General features: G+C 47.4%; 18 protein-coding genes and 1 tRNA gene. 18 read left to right on the top strand and 1 reads right to left on the bottom strand.

Annotation, left to right across the window (positions count from 1 at the left end; translation table 11 throughout):
* The first annotated feature begins 27 nt into the window (after positions 1–27).
* Positions 28–429, top strand: a complete 402-nt coding sequence (gene crl / locus ACOTXD_RS08235) for a sigma factor-binding protein Crl (protein ID WP_003863201.1) — start codon at positions 28–30, stop codon at positions 427–429.
* 132 nt (positions 430–561) lie between these two features.
* Here the strand turns inward: crl and phoE are convergent, their stop codons facing one another.
* Entirely contained in the window at positions 562–1614 is a 1053-nt protein-coding gene (gene phoE / locus ACOTXD_RS08230) for a phosphoporin PhoE (RefSeq protein ID WP_003863199.1), read from the bottom strand.
* Positions 1615–1919: 305 nt separating this feature from the next.
* On the opposite strand from phoE, the gene proB reads away from it, so the two are divergent.
* The 17 genes from proB (at position 1920) to ACOTXD_RS08145 (ending at position 17058) form a co-directional block, all read left to right on the top strand.
* Positions 1920–3023, top strand: a complete 1104-nt coding sequence (gene proB, locus ACOTXD_RS08225; RefSeq protein ID WP_023324200.1) for a glutamate 5-kinase — start codon at positions 1920–1922, stop codon at positions 3021–3023.
* 11 nt (positions 3024–3034) lie between these two features.
* Positions 3035–4288: a glutamate-5-semialdehyde dehydrogenase gene (proA, locus tag ACOTXD_RS08220; RefSeq protein ID WP_023324201.1), complete on the top strand. Its 1254-nt coding sequence runs from the start codon at positions 3035–3037 to the stop codon at positions 4286–4288.
* 111 nt (positions 4289–4399) lie between these two features.
* Positions 4400–4475, top strand: a tRNA-Thr gene (locus tag ACOTXD_RS08215).
* A 164-nt stretch (positions 4476–4639) separates the two neighbouring features.
* The gene (locus ACOTXD_RS08210) at positions 4640–5830 is read left to right on the top strand and encodes a tyrosine-type recombinase/integrase (protein ID WP_047642328.1); all 1191 of its coding nucleotides are present in this window, start codon (positions 4640–4642) and stop codon (positions 5828–5830) included.
* Positions 5820–6617 (top strand): hypothetical protein, encoded by a 798-nt coding sequence (locus ACOTXD_RS08205; protein WP_421766398.1) that lies wholly within the window; start codon positions 5820–5822, stop codon positions 6615–6617. Before ACOTXD_RS08210 ends, ACOTXD_RS08205 begins: the two co-directional genes overlap by 11 nt.
* Positions 6618–6724: 107 nt before the next feature.
* Positions 6725–6925, top strand: a complete 201-nt coding sequence (locus ACOTXD_RS08200) for a helix-turn-helix transcriptional regulator (RefSeq protein ID WP_045324665.1) — start codon at positions 6725–6727, stop codon at positions 6923–6925.
* A 22-nt stretch (positions 6926–6947) separates the two neighbouring features.
* Positions 6948–7832: a hypothetical protein gene (locus ACOTXD_RS08195; RefSeq protein ID WP_421766397.1), complete on the top strand. Its 885-nt coding sequence runs from the start codon at positions 6948–6950 to the stop codon at positions 7830–7832.
* A gap of 14 nt (positions 7833–7846) precedes the next feature.
* Positions 7847–8851: a P2 family phage major capsid protein gene (locus ACOTXD_RS08190; protein ID WP_063979381.1), complete on the top strand. Its 1005-nt coding sequence runs from the start codon at positions 7847–7849 to the stop codon at positions 8849–8851.
* 108 nt (positions 8852–8959) lie between these two features.
* Positions 8960–9514, top strand: coding sequence for a host cell division inhibitor Icd-like protein (locus ACOTXD_RS08185; RefSeq protein ID WP_074182870.1), 555 nt, complete (start codon positions 8960–8962; stop codon positions 9512–9514).
* Positions 9511–9750, top strand: coding sequence for a hypothetical protein (locus tag ACOTXD_RS08180; protein WP_042713601.1), 240 nt, complete (start codon positions 9511–9513; stop codon positions 9748–9750). The genes ACOTXD_RS08185 and ACOTXD_RS08180 overlap by 4 nt, the downstream gene beginning before the upstream one ends.
* On the top strand, positions 9740–10150 hold the full coding sequence (locus ACOTXD_RS08175) for a hypothetical protein (RefSeq protein ID WP_063137331.1): 411 nt from the start codon (positions 9740–9742) through the stop codon (positions 10148–10150). The genes ACOTXD_RS08180 and ACOTXD_RS08175 overlap by 11 nt, the downstream gene beginning before the upstream one ends.
* The gene (locus ACOTXD_RS08170) at positions 10147–12834 is read left to right on the top strand and encodes a DUF927 domain-containing protein (RefSeq protein ID WP_421766396.1); all 2688 of its coding nucleotides are present in this window, start codon (positions 10147–10149) and stop codon (positions 12832–12834) included. The genes ACOTXD_RS08175 and ACOTXD_RS08170 overlap by 4 nt, the downstream gene beginning before the upstream one ends.
* A 277-nt stretch (positions 12835–13111) precedes the next feature.
* Complete coding sequence (locus ACOTXD_RS08165) at positions 13112–13384, top strand: ogr/Delta-like zinc finger family protein (protein WP_023325787.1); 273 nt, start codon at positions 13112–13114, stop codon at positions 13382–13384.
* Between the two features lie 670 nt (positions 13385–14054).
* Positions 14055–14978 (top strand): hypothetical protein, encoded by a 924-nt coding sequence (locus ACOTXD_RS08160; RefSeq protein ID WP_063979384.1) that lies wholly within the window; start codon positions 14055–14057, stop codon positions 14976–14978.
* On the top strand, positions 14962–15555 hold the full coding sequence (locus ACOTXD_RS08155; RefSeq protein ID WP_232954233.1) for a hypothetical protein: 594 nt from the start codon (positions 14962–14964) through the stop codon (positions 15553–15555). The genes ACOTXD_RS08160 and ACOTXD_RS08155 overlap by 17 nt, the downstream gene beginning before the upstream one ends.
* Before the next feature lie 696 nt (positions 15556–16251).
* Positions 16252–16410 (top strand): hypothetical protein, encoded by a 159-nt coding sequence (locus ACOTXD_RS08150; RefSeq protein WP_023315491.1) that lies wholly within the window; start codon positions 16252–16254, stop codon positions 16408–16410.
* A 105-nt stretch (positions 16411–16515) separates the two neighbouring features.
* Entirely contained in the window at positions 16516–17058 is a 543-nt protein-coding gene (locus ACOTXD_RS08145) for a type IV secretion protein Rhs (protein ID WP_032608608.1), read from the top strand.

Raw genomic sequence — 17058 nt, 5'->3', positions numbered from 1 at the left:
AACAGTGCTTCACAAAAGGAGATCGCAATGACGTTACCGAGTGGACACCCGAAAAGTAGACTGATTAAGAAGTTCATGGCTCTTGGCCCGTATATTCGAGAAGAGCAGTGTGAAGAGAATCGCTTTTTTTTCGACTGCCTGGCTGTTTGCGTCAACGTGAAGCCTGCACCCGAAAAACGTGAGTTCTGGGGCTGGTGGATGGAAATGGAAGCACAGGAAAACCGTTTTACCTATACCTATCAGTTTGGCCTGTTTAATAAAGACGGGCACTGGCAGGCGACGAGCATCAAAGATCAGGAAGTGATCGATCGCCTGGAGCATACGCTAAAAGAATTTCACGGCAGAGCTCGCGACCTGCTGGCAACATTGGATCTGAAGCTGGAGCCTGCGGACGATTTTTCCAGCGAAGCGGTGAAACTGAGAGCCTGATGATGTCCCAGCGCCGGGTGGCGGCTACGCCTTACCCGGTCTGAAAAATGTACTATCCCGTACGCCCGGTAAGCACAGCATCACCGGGCACAAAAAAACCGGCTCAGCGCCGGTTTTTTTATTACCACAACATCAGAACTGGTAGGTCATGCCCAGCGCAACGATATCATCGCTGCTTACGCCCAGTTTATTATCGTCATCAATCTGGTTGATCTTATAATCAACAAACGCAGACATATTTTTGTTGAAATAATATGTCGCACCTACGTCGATGTATTTCACGATATCTTCATCGCCGATACCTTCGATATCTTTGCCTTTAGACTGCACGTAACCCAGAGATGGACGCAGGCCAAAGTCAAACTGATATTGCGCGACTACTTCGAAGTTTTGCGCTTTATTTGCAAAGCCACCGGAAATAGGGGCCATATTGCGGGTTTCGGAATAGATAGTGGCCAGATAAATATCATTGGCATCATATTTCAAACCGGTTGCCCAGCCTTCTGCTTTTTTACCTTCGCCGCGTGCCTGAAGGTTTTGCTCGTTGGTGCGGTCGGAGCTGGCATACGCACCAATCACAGAAAAATCGCTGCCGCCGAAGTCATAGCTCAGGGAGGTACCGAAGCCGTCACCGTTTTGCTTCTTCACGTCGCGGTTTTCATTTTTGCCCTGGTATTGCAGGGTCATATTCAGGCCGTCAACCAGGCCAAAGAAATCGGTATTACGGTATGTGGCCAGACCGGAGGCGCGTTTCGTCATGAAGTTATCGGTCTGTGCCAGGCCGTCACCGCCGAACTCCGGGAACATATCGGTGTATGCGGCGACATCATACAGCGCGCCCAGGTTACGGCCATAATCCAGTGAGCCGAAGTCTTTCAGTTTCAGCCCGGCAAATGCCAGACGTGTTTTTTGAGAAGAGTCGCTTTCAGCTTTGTTACCCGCGAACTCAGCTTCCCAACGTCCGTAGCCCGTCAGCTGATCGTTAATCTGCGTTTCACCCTTAAAGCCGAAACGAACATAAGTCTGGTCACCATCCTTAGCGTCATCATCACTGATGTAGTGCATTGCTTTTACTTTGCCGTACACGTCCAGTTTATTCCCGTTTTTATTATAAACTTCTGCTGCCTGAACAGATGCGGAAGCAACTACGCCCATTACCACTAATGCCAGAGTGCTCTTTTTCATTTTCAATCCTGATTTTATAAAAACGCGCTAATATTCGCTGAGTAATAAGATTCGGCTTATTACCCCGTGAAAAACAGGAAGGGTTTTATCGTTCGTGGGTGAAAGTTTTATGACAAAGTAAGAATATGTCTAAAAAAGTATGTTTTAATTTTTCGGTAATAAAATTGTCAAAATCTGCCGCTACGCTTCCTGATCCCGCGCAACAAAGTGACGGGTCATGCGCTAAGGCAGTTGGCAACGGGGCTGACACCTGTTAAAACGTCTGACTGACATCATTTTCCCTTATTGTTGAACGGCAGAGAATCATGAGTGACAGCCAGACGCTGGTGGTAAAACTCGGTACCAGTGTGTTAACAGGCGGATCGCGCCGCCTGAATCGTGCCCATATCGTTGAGCTTGTACGTCAGTGCGCTCAGTTGCATGCCGCAGGGCATCGTATTGTAATTGTGACATCCGGGGCGATTGCCGCCGGGCGTGAACACCTGGGCTACCCCGAACTCCCCGCGACGATCGCTTCCAAACAGCTGCTGGCCGCCGTGGGACAAAGCCGACTCATACAGCTCTGGGAACAACTGTTCTCCATCTACGGCATTCACGTCGGGCAGATGCTGCTGACGCGTGCGGATATGGAAGACAGAGAACGTTTCCTGAATGCCCGCGATACGCTGCGTGCGCTGCTGGATAACCATATCGTTCCGGTCATTAACGAAAACGACGCTGTTGCCACCGCTGAAATCAAAGTGGGCGACAACGATAACCTCTCTGCGCTGGCGGCGATCCTGGCAGGGGCCGATAAGCTGCTGCTTCTGACCGATCAGCAGGGGCTGTTTACCGCTGATCCGCGCTCTAATCCACAGGCTGAACTGATCAAAGACGTTCACGGCATTGACGATGCGCTGCGCGCCATCGCGGGTGACAGCGTTTCTGGTCTGGGGACAGGCGGCATGGGCACCAAGCTCCAGGCCGCGGACGTGGCGTGCCGGGCCGGTATCGACACCATCATCGCCGCGGGCAGCCGTCCGGGCGTAATCGGTGATGTGATGGAAGGCATCTCTGTGGGTACTCGCTTCCACGCCCAGGCGACCCCGCTGGAAAACCGAAAACGCTGGATCTTTGGTGCGCCCCCGGCTGGCGAACTGACCGTGGATGAAGGCGCGACCGCCGCTATTCTGGAAAGAGGAAGCTCGTTACTTCCAAAAGGAATTAAAAGCGTGACAGGCAACTTCTCGCGTGGTGAAGTGATCCGAATCCGTAACCTTGAAGGTCGCGACATCGCTCATGGCGTAAGCCGTTATAACAGCGACGCGCTGCGTCGGATTGCTGGCCACCATTCCCAGCAGATCGACGCCATCCTGGGCTATGAATATGGCCCGGTTGCCGTGCATCGCGACGACATGATTATTCGTTAAGGAGCAAGAACATGCTGGAACAAATGGGCGCAGCCGCGAAAGCCGCCTCGTATAAACTGGCGCTCCTTTCCAGCCGCGAGAAAAACCGCGTGCTGGAAAAAATCGCTGATTATCTGGAATCTCAGTCGCAGGAAATTTTGCTCGCCAACGAGCAGGATCTGCTGGAAGCGCGTCGCAACGGCTTGAGCGAAGCGATGCTCGACCGTCTGGCGCTGACCCCGGCGCGTCTGAAAGGTATTGCCGACGACGTCCGTCAGGTGTGCAACCTCGCCGACCCGGTAGGGCAGGTGATTGACGGTGGGGTGCTCGACAGCGGGTTACGCCTTGAACGTCGTCGCGTGCCGCTTGGCGTCATTGGGGTGATTTACGAAGCGCGTCCAAACGTGACGGTGGATGTCGCCTCCCTGTGCCTGAAGACCGGTAACGCCGCGATCCTGCGTGGCGGGAAAGAGACCTGGCGCACCAACGCCGCGACGGTAAACGTCATCCAGCAGGCGCTGGAGGAGTGTGGTTTACCGGCGGGTGCCGTGCAGGCGATTGAAAGCCCCGACCGTGCTCTGGTTAACGAGATGCTGCGCATGGACAAATACATCGACATGCTCATCCCACGCGGCGGTGCGGGCCTGCACAAGCTGTGCCGCGAGCAATCTACCATTCCGGTGATCACCGGTGGTATTGGCGTATGCCATATCGTGGTGGATGACACCGCGGAGGTAGAACCTGCGCTGAAGATTATCGTCAACGCTAAAACCCAGCGTCCAAGCACCTGTAATACGGTAGAAACGCTGCTGGTGCATCAGGGCATCGCCAGTACCTTCCTGCCAGCGCTGAGCAAGCAGATGGCGGAAAGTGGCGTCACGCTGCATGCGGACGAGAGCGCTTTCGCCCTGCTGAAAGACGGTCCGGCGAAGGTCGTTCCGGTTAATGCGGAGCAGTACGACGATGAGTATTTGTCGCTGGATCTGAACGTGAAGGTAGTTGCGGATCTCGATGACGCTATTGCGCACATTCGTGAACACGGAACCCAGCATTCTGACGCGATCCTGACGCGCACCCTGCGCAATGCCGATCGGTTTGTGAATGAAGTGGATTCGTCTGCGGTTTACGTCAATGCCTCGACGCGCTTTACCGATGGCGGCCAGTTTGGTCTGGGCGCGGAGGTGGCGGTGAGCACACAGAAGCTGCACGCCCGCGGTCCGATGGGGCTGGAAGCGCTGACCACCTACAAGTGGATCGGCTTTGGTGATGATACCATTCGTGCGTAAATAATCGCGGGTGATGCAAAAATAGCCGTTTGATTCAAAAGGGCATTGACGCATCACCCGGTTAGATCTACTCTTTTGCCCCGTGGTTACGCTCGTAACCGGCCTTTCAGGGCCGATATAGCTCAGTTGGTAGAGCAGCGCATTCGTAATGCGAAGGTCGTAGGTTCGACTCCTATTATCGGCACCATCCCCTAGTTTTCTCAAGTCAACTCACATCAATAAAATCCTTTTAAAACATAGGTTTTACGTTGTTTTCAGTCATTTGACGTCAACCTCTATCTATTGAAATCAACATGCCTTTGGGGGCACAATCAGGGGCATGTTCTGTTCGGTCTAGGAAATGTGCCCCCAATGATGCTGAATGCCCGAAAGGTTGAAGCCGCGAAAGGAAAAGAGAAGAGCTACAAGCTGTCTGATGGAGGTGGTCTGTATCTTCAAGTAGAACCCAATGGCTCACGTTACTGGCGTATGAAGTACCGTTTTGCTGGCAAAGAGAAGCGTTTATCTTTTGGTGTCTATCCAACGGTTTCTTTGGCTGATGCCAGGCAAAAGCGTGAAGACGCAAAGAAATTGCTCGCAGCCGGTGAAGACCCTGGTGAAGTGAAGAAAGCCAAAAAACATGCTTTAACCGCTGCTACAGAGATACTCAATCCATTCAAAGAAGTGGCGTTAGAGTGGCACAAAATGAAGTCACCTAAATGGTCTGAAGGCTACGCTTCAGACATCATTGAGGCATTTGAGAAAGACATCTTCCCGCAGATTGGCCATCGACCCATTGCTGATATTAAGCCCCTAGAGCTGCTTGAAGTTCTGAGATTAATAGAAGCCCGAGGAGCAATGGAAAAAGCGAAGAAAGTCCGTCAACGATGCGGTGAAGTATTCCGCTATGCCATCGTAACAGGTCGAGCGATCTACAACCCGGCACCGGATCTTGCCAGTGCAATGCAAGGGCACGAAGCAGTTCACTATCCATTCCTGAAAGCTAACGAGCTGCCGGAGTTCTTTACTGCTCTTAACGCTTATTCAGGAAGTCCGATTGTATTACTGGGTGCATATTTGCTCATCTTAACAGGTCTCAGAACTGGAGAGTTACGAGCAGCGGAATGGCGTGAGGTGGATTTTGAGAACGCACTGTGGGAAATCCCTAAAGAACGCATGAAAATGCGTAGGGCTCATATTGTACCGCTATCAAGACAAGCATTAGCTCATCTCGGGCGATTGAAAGAACTGACAGGCAACTATCCGCTCATGTTTCCTGGACGCAACGATCCCAGTAAGTGCATGAGTGAAGCCAGCATCAACCAAGTTTTTAAACGTATTGGATATGCTGGTCGAGTGACGGGGCATGGTTTCAGGCATACGATGAGTACGATTCTACACGAGAAAGGTTTTAACAGTGCTTGGATTGAAACCCAGCTTGCACATTTGGATAAAAATTCTATTCGTGGGATTTACAACCATGCTCAATATTTAGAAGGGCGCAGGAATATGATGCAATGGTATGCGGATTTTATTGAGGGAATTAATCTTAATGGCAAATAAATCTACTCCTTTAAAATTATTTCGCACACATTATAAAGTGGCTGAAGCTGCTAAGATACTAAGTTGTGAAGAAGAAGATATTTTGTATCTGGCCGGGGAGAACGATTTTTTGTTCTCAGCCTATGTAGGCAGGGAGGGTAACTTCTCAAAGCATCGAGTAAGAAATATAAGTGAATTTATTAATCATATTGATTCATTGGATAAGGACGATGAGGGTTATAGTTATATTAGTCAATATAGCCTCATAAAAATATATGAAGTAAAAAATGATAAAAATTTAGTTATTGCACGTATCAAAGGTTATTTTAAATATCCGCCAAAAGTCCAAAAAGACTTTATCTTTTTTAGTGGTCAATTTCCAGATTACCCTTCACTTCTCGTTCCAGCTGGTAAAGTGTTTTCAAATGATGTTAAATTTATCCAGATGGACTGGAAAAATTCGGATGGCTTTTTTTTGGAGCATGATGGGTATCTTGAAAGCGAGGACGTTCGAAAGCTTCATAACATCATTAATAATGAGTCATCGTCTGCTGATGTATATAAAACGCTATCAATTGCTCAACAAGAGCGACATGCAGCAAAAAGAAATCAAGTTTTGAGTGTGGCCATTTATCTTTATAAAGAAAATTCGAATGTTAAAAAAGACAACGCTACAGCGTTAACAGAGCTTATCTTCACCCGAGCCGATGAATTTTGGCCTGATAAGAAAGAACCTCCGTTGTCTTTCGCAGTAATTAGTAAGTTGATTTCAAGTATTTTCAAAAAACCTGTTTTTACAAATAATTAACATTATTGGCGAGTAAGTTTTTTTTACTTACTCGCCTTTTTTACATCCAAACCAAGTGCTTTAATCCTCTCCGTTGACACGAATTGATGAATTGAGAGGAACGAATCATGGCGCTCACTGATACTCGCCCTAGTGCAGACTCACTAATTGATATGAAGTATATCACCTCTGATTGCTTGTTTACTGATAAGTGGATTTATAAGCTGATCTCTCTTGGTAAATTCCCGAAGCCGATTAAGTTAGGACGTATGTCAAGGTGGCGTGCTGGTGATTATTATGCCTGGAGAGATAGTCACACATCTAATTAAAATTGTTAAGAATAGGACCAATATGACTAATATGACATCTATTAAACTCCCAATGGAGGGTAAATCCTTTTATCCTTCTCTTAAATGCGAACAAGTTACGGTATTAGATACTTATAAGGTCAGTATCTTCAATGAAGGATATGGTGATTCTGCATGTATAATAAGAATCATCGAGATCTTTATGTTAAATAAACTGCGTCATAAAGGAGAGGAATTACGTTCTTTAACAGGGCTAACAATCCCCGATACGGAAGCGACTGCCGATGAAATCAATCTCTTAATGAGTCGACTTGAGGTGCTATGTCAGCGTGAAGAAGAAGAGTTATCCTTCCGACAAAAGGATGTTAGCGCTGCCGAGTACGCATTAAAAAATGCAGGGTTGAATGTTAACTCCAGAACAGTTTCTGAAGTAAAAAACAAAAATGCCGTGAAAGGGGCGCGTGATGCCTATGAACGACAGTACAATTCTGCATTTTTACGACAGAAAGAGCAGCAAACGCGGGTAAGTCTCTTCAGAGGATTCGGAAGTTTGTTACTTGAAGAGGCTGAACATATCGGGAAGAACATTAGTAAAAAATATATTAACTCGTTTTCCAGACCGTTAACTTCTCCCGCTGAGTTTATTAACGTTTTAAACGATGCGACTTTAGTTCGGGATGTGAGATTTATCTTGGATGCTCTATGTGCACTGGATAATGCAGTTGAGCACATTCTTAAATGTTGTGCATACCCAAATGACCGTTACGAACTGGAAAGAGGTGGGATAAGTCGAACTATGGCCTATCGGGAGTACTATCGCGCTGAAAATGCCATTCTTCGCTCCGTAGTAAGCGATCGTGAATATGCAGAGCATGCTATGAAATATAATCAGCTCTCTGAATACAAGAAAAAAATATTTCGTAAATAATAAAAGGATAAATCATGTACGCATTCAAAGCCGAAAGGCCGGACGCTGCACGCCGTTATCACAGTAAATTCGTATCTGGTACAAATTACCAGGAATCTTCAAATAGACGGTTTTCATTAAGCAAACCAACTGAAAATATTTTGCGAAGCTCAATTCTTGAGTCTGGTTGGTTAATCAATAATATCACTTTGCGTGACGTTAATGCTATTTCAGGTAATGCCATTAATATTGGAGCCAGCGAGTTACATACAGGACGAGTTCACGGTGGCAGATTCCATAAGATGTTAGCGATAAACGGCACTGAATTTTTTCTGTCCGAAACTGACACATGTGCACGAATCAGCTATTTAGATATGTCACATATTTATCATACAGGTGCTCAGGGCGAATTTGATAAATCGGTCAGTGCGTTTTTTAGTCAGGCTTATGCACTTGATATGTTGCGGGTTGGTTTTAATGGAGAGTCAATTGCCGATACGACTGATCCAAAGATGAATAAAAAAGGTGAAGACGTAAATATCGGGTGGCATGCGCTGGCAAAAAACTATCAGGGTGGTCAACAAGTCTTAACTACTCCTGTAACCCTCGGTGAAACCGGGGAATGGAAGAATCTCGACCTGCTTGCTAATCAGCTCATTACAGAGCTGATTGCCGAACCTTATCGTGAAGATCCACGCTTGGTGGTTCTCGTGGGTGCCGAGCTTGCTGCTAAACAGCGACTTAAGCTCTTCAACGCGGCTGATCGCCCGGCTGATGTGGATGCTGCGCAAATGGCAGTCAGTTCGGTTGCCGGACGGTTTGCTTTTATCCCGCCGTTCATGCCGGGAAAACGTCTTGCGGTCACTACGCTGGATAATCTGCACATTTATACCCAGTCCCGAACCCGATCATTCCGGGCTGAGTTTGATGATGAGAAAAGTGAATACGTTAATTCTTATCTTCGCAATGAAGGCTATGCGCTGGGGGAGCCTGAGCTTTATGCCGCTGTGGATGAGAGCGCTGTAACTTTCTCCGACTGATGCTGAAGAAATAAAAAGACCCGCTAATAAGCGGGTCTGTTTCACAGCGTAGGAAAAATGAAAAACTCAACTTCAAACTGAGGCTTAAGCATGTCAGGGTTTAGATGGATGTTCAATAAACTAAATTCGGTTATAAATTTCTTGCGCCTTGCCAATTGCTCGGGCTATATTCGCACCGTTGCCGCAAAATCGGCAACCGGGCGTGGAAACCCGTGTAATCTGAAGGCGACACCAGACGCGCCACGCGTCTTTTTTTGTGTCCGTGTCTTTGCACACCTATTGCTTTTACAGCGGTTTCTTTGCCGTTGTAGCTATCGAGTAATGGTGGCTCAGGCGGGGCTGACTTCGGTCAGGCCGGTATCCTTCAGAGCCGGTATTTCCACCCCCGTCTGGGCTACCACCAGTGGGCGTGGAAACTCCGGTGGTAGCGTTAACCGCTATCTGAAGGAGATTGCCGCCATGGCTTCGATCCCTACATTGTCACATCCAGAATTTACCTTTGTTTTTCTCGCAGTGCGCCGTACTGATTATGCCGCGCGTCCATTCGCTGTGCGTACTGTTGCAACCTGCGAGCGTGCTGCCCGCAGGAAACTCGTTGCCGATTTTGTACTGAGCTTCGCCGCACGTATTCCGATGAACAATCTCGGGGAGGTGAGCGCATGAGTCATTTACCCATCCCTAACCACGGTTGCACCTTGACTGAAGCAGGCGAGAACCGTCTTTTACGGGCTGCGCTGGCGAGCGAGTTCTTGGCCGAAGTTCTGTCATTTCCTGCGATGAGTGGGCAGAGAACAGTTTCTGCTGAGGGAGCCGCAGCAATCATGGCCTGTATTGCAGAACAGCTGGAGGGTGTGGTGAGAGAAACCAGTACCATTAAAGGAGAAAAGCATGAACGCTAATCTCGTAGTCCATTCACCTGAGTTTCGGGCGGCATTTCTGCGTTCCTGCATTGCTGATGCCTATATTTCCCTGATGCAGCGGATTAATGGAGAAGCTGTGTATATCGAGGATGGCGAGCGTATCGAGCTGACACCTGATCGTGTGGCCATGAATATTCTTTATCATATTGAAGCACCCTGGATTAACGAATTCGGCCAGGAAGAGGGGCATCGTCTGGCATGTGACGTTCTGGAGCGAATGCTGTCACCCGGTTACATGGCTGAAAATATTCGCCTTTCCGCATTTGGTGTTTCTGAGCTACGTGAAGTGTACCGGGACATCGTTTTCGGTGCGCCCGATGGAGAAGTACCTCCAGGTTTCAGCATTACCACTGCGGGAGTCGGGGAGGTACTGTTATGAAAGTTCAGTCTGTATCTGCGGTTTCGGGGGCAGCAAACGGGCGATGGCCACACATCCTTTCCGCGTTAGGGATTAATGTTCCTTCCGCCCGACGCCACGGTGCCTGTCCGGCCTGCGGCGGAAAAGATCGCTTCCGTCTTGATGACAAAGAGGGGCGCGGAACATGGTTCTGTAATCAGTGCGGCAATGGCGATGGCCTTGATTTAGTCCGTCTGGTGACAGGACGCTCAGTGAAGGAGGTCGCGGGAATGGTCTCTGAGGTTCTGGCATTACCTGAAGTACAGGATAAACCCGCTATGCCAGCCAGGAAAAAGGTGGCGGGAAAAGAGACCGGAGCAGACCGCTATCAAAAACTTAAAAATCTGTCTCAAAACGGTGAATCAGCTTATCTGACCGGAAAGGGATTGCAGGGTTACTCTTTACCGCTTCTTACTGCTGCCATCAATCTGGCGGGGATGACTTTTCCAGCCGGGTCGCTGCTGCTGCCTTTAACTGACATCACCGGGAATGTTACAGGCGGTCAGCTTATTAACTCTGATGGTGATAAAAGTCTTTTACCCGGCAGTCAGCTGTCAGGTGCTTTTATTGCCGTGGCTGATGTTCCGTCTGATGCTCCGGAACAGGTCATTATCACTGAAGGATATGCCACTGCGTTGACCGTCAGCCTCCTGGCTGACGGTTGGATCGTTGCTGCCATTGCGGCCACAAATTTGGTAAAGGTTGCTGAGCAAATCCGCATTCGATGGCCGGAAACCCGGATTATCCTGGCTGGAGATAACGATCTTGTAGACGGGAAAGAGAACACTGGCCGGGTATGGGCTGAAAAAGCGGCGAAAGCCGTAGATGGTTGGGTAACGCTTCCTCCGGTACGTCATAAAGCCGACTGGGATGATTATCGTCAGGAAACCGGGAAGGAAAGGGCGCGTGAAGCCTTCCGGGAGGAAATGACGTTGCACGGAAAAGGGCAAACCAGATTGCCGCAGGGGTTCAGGCTCACGAAAGAATATTTGTGGTATGACAAGCTGGTGAACAAATCAGATGGTGACACAGAGATCCGCAATATCAAGATTTGCAGCCCGCTGCGTGTGACAGCTATCACCAGCGATGCTGACGGCAGCAATTATGGCCGCCTGCTGGAATGGGAAGACACCAACGGCATTAGCCGAAAATGGGCAATGCCGATGGAAATGCTGGGTGGTAGCGGAGAGGAACTGCGGCGCGTACTGCTGGTCAATGGGCTTTCTTATATCAATATCAACGGGATGGCCAGAGCGCACCTAATGGAATACATCTCCCTGTGCAAGCCCGACAGAAAAGTGACCTGCGTAAATAAAACAGGCTGGCATGGCGGCGTTTATGTTCTTCAGGATGAAGTGATCGGCAAAGAGTCACAGTCTGTCATTCTCCAGACTTCCAGCGTTCAGGGGCGTGATTTTCGTGTTACGGGCACCACGAAAGAATGGCGGGAAAATATAGGCCGCTATTGCGTCAATAATGCCCGACTGGCGTTTGCCGTAAGCCTGGCATTCGCCGCGCCGCTTCTGAAGCTGGTTGGTATAGGTGGCGGCGGTTATCACCTGAAAGGTGAATCTACAGACGGTAAAACCACGACCATGAAAGTGGCGGCTTCGGTGTGCGGTGGTACGGATTTTTGGCATACATGGCGTGCTACCGGGAACGCGCTGGAAGGAACGGCCAGCCGCCGCAATGATGCCACACTGATGCTTGATGAAATCCGCGAGGTGGATGGCAGAGAGGCGGGGAATATTGCCTACATGCTGGCGAACGGTCAGGGCAAAGCCCGCGCCCGAACTGATGGTTCGGTACGGGAAACAAACCGCTGGAATTTGTTGTTTCTTTCCACGGGGGAACTGTCACTGGTCGAGCACGCCGCCAATGCCGGACAGCGAACCTACGCCGGGGTTGAAGTACGCATGATCCAGATCCCGAGTGATTCGGGCAAGCATGGGGTATTTGAGGAGCTGCACGGCTTTAGTGGTGGTAAAGCGCTGGCGGAGCATCTGGAACACGCCGTTATTCATTATCATGGCTCACCCTTCCGCGACTGGCTGCATTGTCTGACAGCCGATCTCCAGGAACTGACCAGCCAGGCGAAAGCGCTGCTGAAGGACTACACCCGCAGGCTGACCCCAGCGGATGCTGGAAACCAAGTTGGGCGTGCCGTTACCCGTTTTGCGCTGGTTGCTATGGCTGGAGAACTTGCCACACAAGCCGGGATAACCGGATGGCCTGAAGGTGAGGCGTTCAGGGCTGCTGAGTGTTGCCTGGCCTCATGGATGGCTGATCGAGGGCATACCGCGAACCAGGAGGATAAAACCGCACTGGAGCAGGTCAGGGATTATATGACACGTAACCAGTTCAGCCGCTTTGCTGACTGGCACGACGACAAGAACCGTCCACTGTCGATGATGGGATTCAGGAAAGTGGACAAGGGCGACAACGTGACAGAATCCACTGTGACCTTCTACGTATTGCCATCTGGCTGGAAAGAAATTTGTAAAGGGTTCGATTCGCGAAAGGTAGCCAGATTGTGTGTTGAGGCGGGCTGGCTGAAAGCCGGGGAAGACGGGAGAACGCAAAACAGCGTTCGCCTGCCAGAAATAGGGCTTAAGCGCGTTTACCAGTTTAATACGCAAGTACTGGGTAGCGCCGATCCCGAATAGTTATCGCGTGAGTCTTATTTTTATGAGGTAACACTGGTAACAGAGGTAACAGGCAGTAATGACGAGGCTTGCCACTGTTACCAGTCAGAAATATCCACTGGTAACAGTGGTAACAAAAATCAGTGTGTTACCACGCGTTACCTCTTTATTTGGCTCACTGGTAACAGATTAATTTCAATTAAATCAACGATGTTACACGTGTTACCAGTGTTACACGTTCAGAACAAGAGGGAGGGAACCAAAATCCCTTCTTCTGGCAGGCAACAGAGGTTTAGCTATGCGAGTGATGAAAATTTACTGCCCGGAGTGTATGTCTGCGGCAACGGTGAGGAAAACAAACCGAAAGCACCCCAAATTATCAGATGTGTACTGTTATTGCTCAAATGTAGAGTGTGGGCACACGTTTGTGATGAACGTTTCCTTCTCACACACAATTAGTCCCAGCGCTTTGCGCGGCCAGGGACGAATTAAAGAGCTAATGGATGCCCTGCCACCGGACGAGCGACAAAAAGCATTAGAACTCCTGATGGCAGCTAAAGAGAGTCACTGAACGGTTCGCCGGGAGTAACTAAAATTTTCCCGGCTTCGGTTCATTAAATTTCAGCTGCTTAAGAAAAAATGTCTATAAGAATCAGTTTGTTAACTTTTAAGTGTGCCGTCAGTTATCATGAAAAATCTCACCTAAAATTTTATATCCCTTTACTATCAATAGCTTAATTCAAGTGCTTACGAATTTGGAGTAAAGCTAAACTGAAAAAAGCTGAAATTCTTTTCACTCTTTTCAGTTCTCTGCTCGCTGTAAATCCCCAGTTGTGGCGCGGTCTGGCGCTATCATTTGTAAAAAATCCCAACTGAAAAATTTTTGCGATCTGAAAACCGCAGGCGGGTGCGGTGTAGTGCGATTTTTGTGTGCAGCTCGTTTATTTGCCTTGGCTTCGTGTGCGGCGATAGAGCCTATCGAGCTGTGTTTGGTGAAGGGGGGCATATTATGTTTTGATAGGCCTGTAATTGTTCTATGGCCTTAGAGCGAGCTTTGCACACGGGTTACAAGTTTGATTATGTCACTTCGCTTCTTTTTGTCTTCTTCAGGCATTCTGGAAAAAACTTCAAATCCGGCTAAGTTTGAAGTAATCTCAGGTTGTGATATTGAATAATAAAGTTACTAATTTACCATTGAAACTATTAGCTTGATGGTTTCCTCACAGTAGAAAGGATTTAAGATGAAAGTCAGACGAATTGGAATTTCTTTAACTAATAAAAATAAAACAATTCGCTTTTCGGATTTCATAAATTACTTGATCCCATTTAATGGAGAAAGAATGGGGTTCGAGGGAGGGGAGCGATTTTTCCTTTTCCATGAAGATGATGTGTTTTTTTCAGGCGTCGTATTATCCTTTAAGGATCAGCGAAGAGATTGTAGAGCAAGATTTCAGGATGGACAATTTACTATCCACACGGCTGATATTCTTGATGATGAAAAGTTAATTGATTTTAATTTTTTTGTTGTTAAGAAAGACTCTTTGAAAGGCCTTTACGAGTACTATCACAACTCTTGCAGTATACATGTCTTGTTTGCTTTGCTTCGTAATAAATTCAATGCATTGAAAGCGGATAAAATTTCTAATTACATTGCTGATAATCTGGCATTGGGGCGTGAAAAAGCTGAGGCTAAGGGTAAAAGAGAATATGCAGGAAGACTTTCTACATCTATTTTAATAGATAATAGAGATATACCTACTGTACTGGCTGAATATGCTAAGGTTAAGAAAATAGAAATGTTGTTCGATGCTCAGCAATTCGCTGTTGGGCATGCAGTTGCACTACAAAGAAGTTCGCGTGAGGTTAAAGTATCTTTTAATATTACGGATTCTGAACAATCTAATATTGATAGACTAACCCAAGGTGTCGTTGAGCTTGCTGGCAATGTGGGTTTCAAAAAAGGAAGCGTTAGCACCGTGGATAGTGATGATATAGAGCGAACTATTTCTATATTAAATTGTCCTAAAAGATTAGGAGAGTGTGAGTTCGAAGATTTAGCTCATAGGATTGATGGCTTGACAGTAGAAAATTTCCATGAGAATGAGATACTTGTCGAGCTCAAAAGGGAAATAAATGAGGGGGAGTATCGTGCGCTCTTTAATTAGATATATAGCTCAGTTCCCTATGGCCAGTATTTTTAAACAAATGCTGGGTATTTTCATTTTATCAATAATTCTAGTTTGTGGTATTACATTCCTCCACTATAAGTATGGATTTAGTATTACCTTGGAGAAAGATACTACTTTCTTTAATTATTATGAGTCAAAAATAAGAGGGTATCTTTTTTCAGGCTTCATTTCTGTTGGGTCTTTTTTGTTGTCATTGCACACTTTTGTTATAGTAAATCTTAAAGATAAACTTTTTGATTCGGAAGCATATAAAAAGAATTATATAGATTTCAAAAGTCAGGAGATTAGAAATTTTACTGATGATATGATTAAGGCATCTGAATACTATGCTCCTTTGAATGTTCTATCTGTCTTCCTTAACGTTTCGATATGGTTATCGATTATTACAGCTGTTATACAGTTTACACTTGGCTTTTATGATAACTCATATACAGCTCTATTTTGTATGTACCTTGCTCTTTTGACAGTCCTCTTCCTCCTTAACTGCCTGATACTTATACGCTGTAACATTAAGGTTTGGCTGACACTTGAGCAGAAAAATAAACCTAAATAAGCTATGCCCCTACCATTTAGGCATGGACTAAGTAGGGGCACATTTGGGGGCATGTGAATAAATTCAACATAGAAAGTCGTTTTATTTCAATTGATTGTGGTTGTTTTTTGTTCCTATTATCGGCACCATCTAAGAAAATCAATCACTTATCGTCAAAAACCTAAAGGATTGTATCTTTCATTATCATCCTTGATAACACTTGGTAAACGCCTTTCCGTTGTATCGGCTCAAGGATTGTACAACGTACTGGCGGGTAGTTACCAGGCTCAAGCCCGAACAGCATTAGAAATTTTGCCATCCCTTGAAGCTGAAAGAGTTGCCGGACTCTCTAAACACATCACTTGAACCATTAGCGATACGTTCCGCGCTTCGTGCGGCGCTCAATGATGCTACACCTTGTGAAAGGTCACAGAGAATAAACAGGCGTAATGTTGGGAAGACTAACCGGATCGGGAAAGAATCCGGCTCTGCCACGGTTTCGATCACCGGAGTATAACGATCACCTGATAAGAGAACGTGCTAAGGCTTTATCCTCCCTGCGAAGGGATTACACCCTGCGGTAGCGCTATGCGCCGCCTTTTCTTATGTGCCCAACACGGCACGTAATGATCATCTATTATCTGCACCATTGTAACTTTCGTTGTACTGTCTCTCTGCTGTACGTTGAACGCTGGCAGATTCAGCGGAGGGGATACCATGTCAAAAGCCACGAATACAGCAGCCACTAAGCGCAACAACCGTAAGATTCACGCCCGTAAATTCCTGGCAACACCAGAGGGGAAAGCCTGGCTTGCTAAGAAGCAGGAAGAGCGAGAGGAAATCAAGTTGGCGCGAGCGGCTAACAACATGTTTTAAACTACCGAACACGCCGCTAATTGGCTTCTATTGTCCAAAATCTGTTAGTTGCGCATTTCCTGCTCTCTGGATACCCTGATATAAATCATACAAGGAGGACAGTTTATGAGCGCACAGGCAGAGGAAGGAACATTACGCCGGATGACCTTAGGCGAGATTGCAATGGCTCGCAGAGTGTTCGGTGATTCGATAGTGTATAGCCGTGTCTGGATTCATTGCGACAGCTATTTACCGTTCGGCCTCCAGAAACAGAACTACGCGATGACTCCCAACGGGGAGTTGTGGTACAGAAAACAGATGTACAGGGAAGACTTTTCCGCAAACTCAGTTTTCGTTGAAGATAAATATGTTTTCATCCATGAATTGGGGCATGTGTGGCAACACCAGCACGGGCAATGGGTGAGAATGCGGGGTGCGTTTAGCTGGGCTGCTGAATATACCTACAGGCTGGATAAAGAAAAGCTCACTGATTACTCTCTTGAGCAGCAAGCCTCTATTTTAGCTGATTACTGGTTACTGCTGGTTTATGGGATCAGTAAGTGGTCTTACTATCAGAGACCAGGGCGCATGGGGATGTACAGGGGCGTAGACAAATTGCAGGATGTCCCTTCGCTTTACCAGAAAATCGTAACAGGGAAGGGGCGTTAA

Source organism: Enterobacter cloacae complex sp. CDL013 (assembly GCF_049238805.1).
In the GTDB taxonomy this organism is placed as follows: Bacteria; Pseudomonadota; Gammaproteobacteria; order Enterobacterales; family Enterobacteriaceae; genus Enterobacter; species Enterobacter hormaechei_C.
The sequence above is the reverse complement of the archived record's forward strand: the minus strand, read 5'-3'. Positions and strand labels throughout refer to the sequence as shown.

Coding starts and splice junctions, on each gene's coding strand:
- ACOTXD_RS08185 (WP_074182870.1), top strand. CDS start 8,960: ATGTTCAATAAACTAAATTCGGTTATAAATTTCTTGCGCCTTGCCAAT.
- proB (WP_023324200.1), top strand. CDS start 1,920: ATGAGTGACAGCCAGACGCTGGTGGTAAAACTCGGTACCAGTGTGTTA.
- ACOTXD_RS08190 (WP_063979381.1), top strand. CDS start 7,847: ATGTACGCATTCAAAGCCGAAAGGCCGGACGCTGCACGCCGTTATCAC.
- phoE (WP_003863199.1), bottom strand. CDS start 1,614: ATGAAAAAGAGCACTCTGGCATTAGTGGTAATGGGCGTAGTTGCTTCC.
- ACOTXD_RS08165 (WP_023325787.1), top strand. CDS start 13,112: ATGCGAGTGATGAAAATTTACTGCCCGGAGTGTATGTCTGCGGCAACG.
- ACOTXD_RS08170 (WP_421766396.1), top strand. CDS start 10,147: ATGAAAGTTCAGTCTGTATCTGCGGTTTCGGGGGCAGCAAACGGGCGA.
- ACOTXD_RS08210 (WP_047642328.1), top strand. CDS start 4,640: ATGATGCTGAATGCCCGAAAGGTTGAAGCCGCGAAAGGAAAAGAGAAG.
- ACOTXD_RS08195 (WP_421766397.1), top strand. CDS start 6,948: ATGACTAATATGACATCTATTAAACTCCCAATGGAGGGTAAATCCTTT.
- ACOTXD_RS08145 (WP_032608608.1), top strand. CDS start 16,516: ATGAGCGCACAGGCAGAGGAAGGAACATTACGCCGGATGACCTTAGGC.
- ACOTXD_RS08180 (WP_042713601.1), top strand. CDS start 9,511: ATGAGTCATTTACCCATCCCTAACCACGGTTGCACCTTGACTGAAGCA.
- crl (WP_003863201.1), top strand. CDS start 28: ATGACGTTACCGAGTGGACACCCGAAAAGTAGACTGATTAAGAAGTTC.
- ACOTXD_RS08205 (WP_421766398.1), top strand. CDS start 5,820: ATGGCAAATAAATCTACTCCTTTAAAATTATTTCGCACACATTATAAA.
- proA (WP_023324201.1), top strand. CDS start 3,035: ATGCTGGAACAAATGGGCGCAGCCGCGAAAGCCGCCTCGTATAAACTG.
- ACOTXD_RS08150 (WP_023315491.1), top strand. CDS start 16,252: ATGTCAAAAGCCACGAATACAGCAGCCACTAAGCGCAACAACCGTAAG.
- ACOTXD_RS08160 (WP_063979384.1), top strand. CDS start 14,055: ATGAAAGTCAGACGAATTGGAATTTCTTTAACTAATAAAAATAAAACA.
- ACOTXD_RS08175 (WP_063137331.1), top strand. CDS start 9,740: ATGAACGCTAATCTCGTAGTCCATTCACCTGAGTTTCGGGCGGCATTT.
- ACOTXD_RS08200 (WP_045324665.1), top strand. CDS start 6,725: ATGGCGCTCACTGATACTCGCCCTAGTGCAGACTCACTAATTGATATG.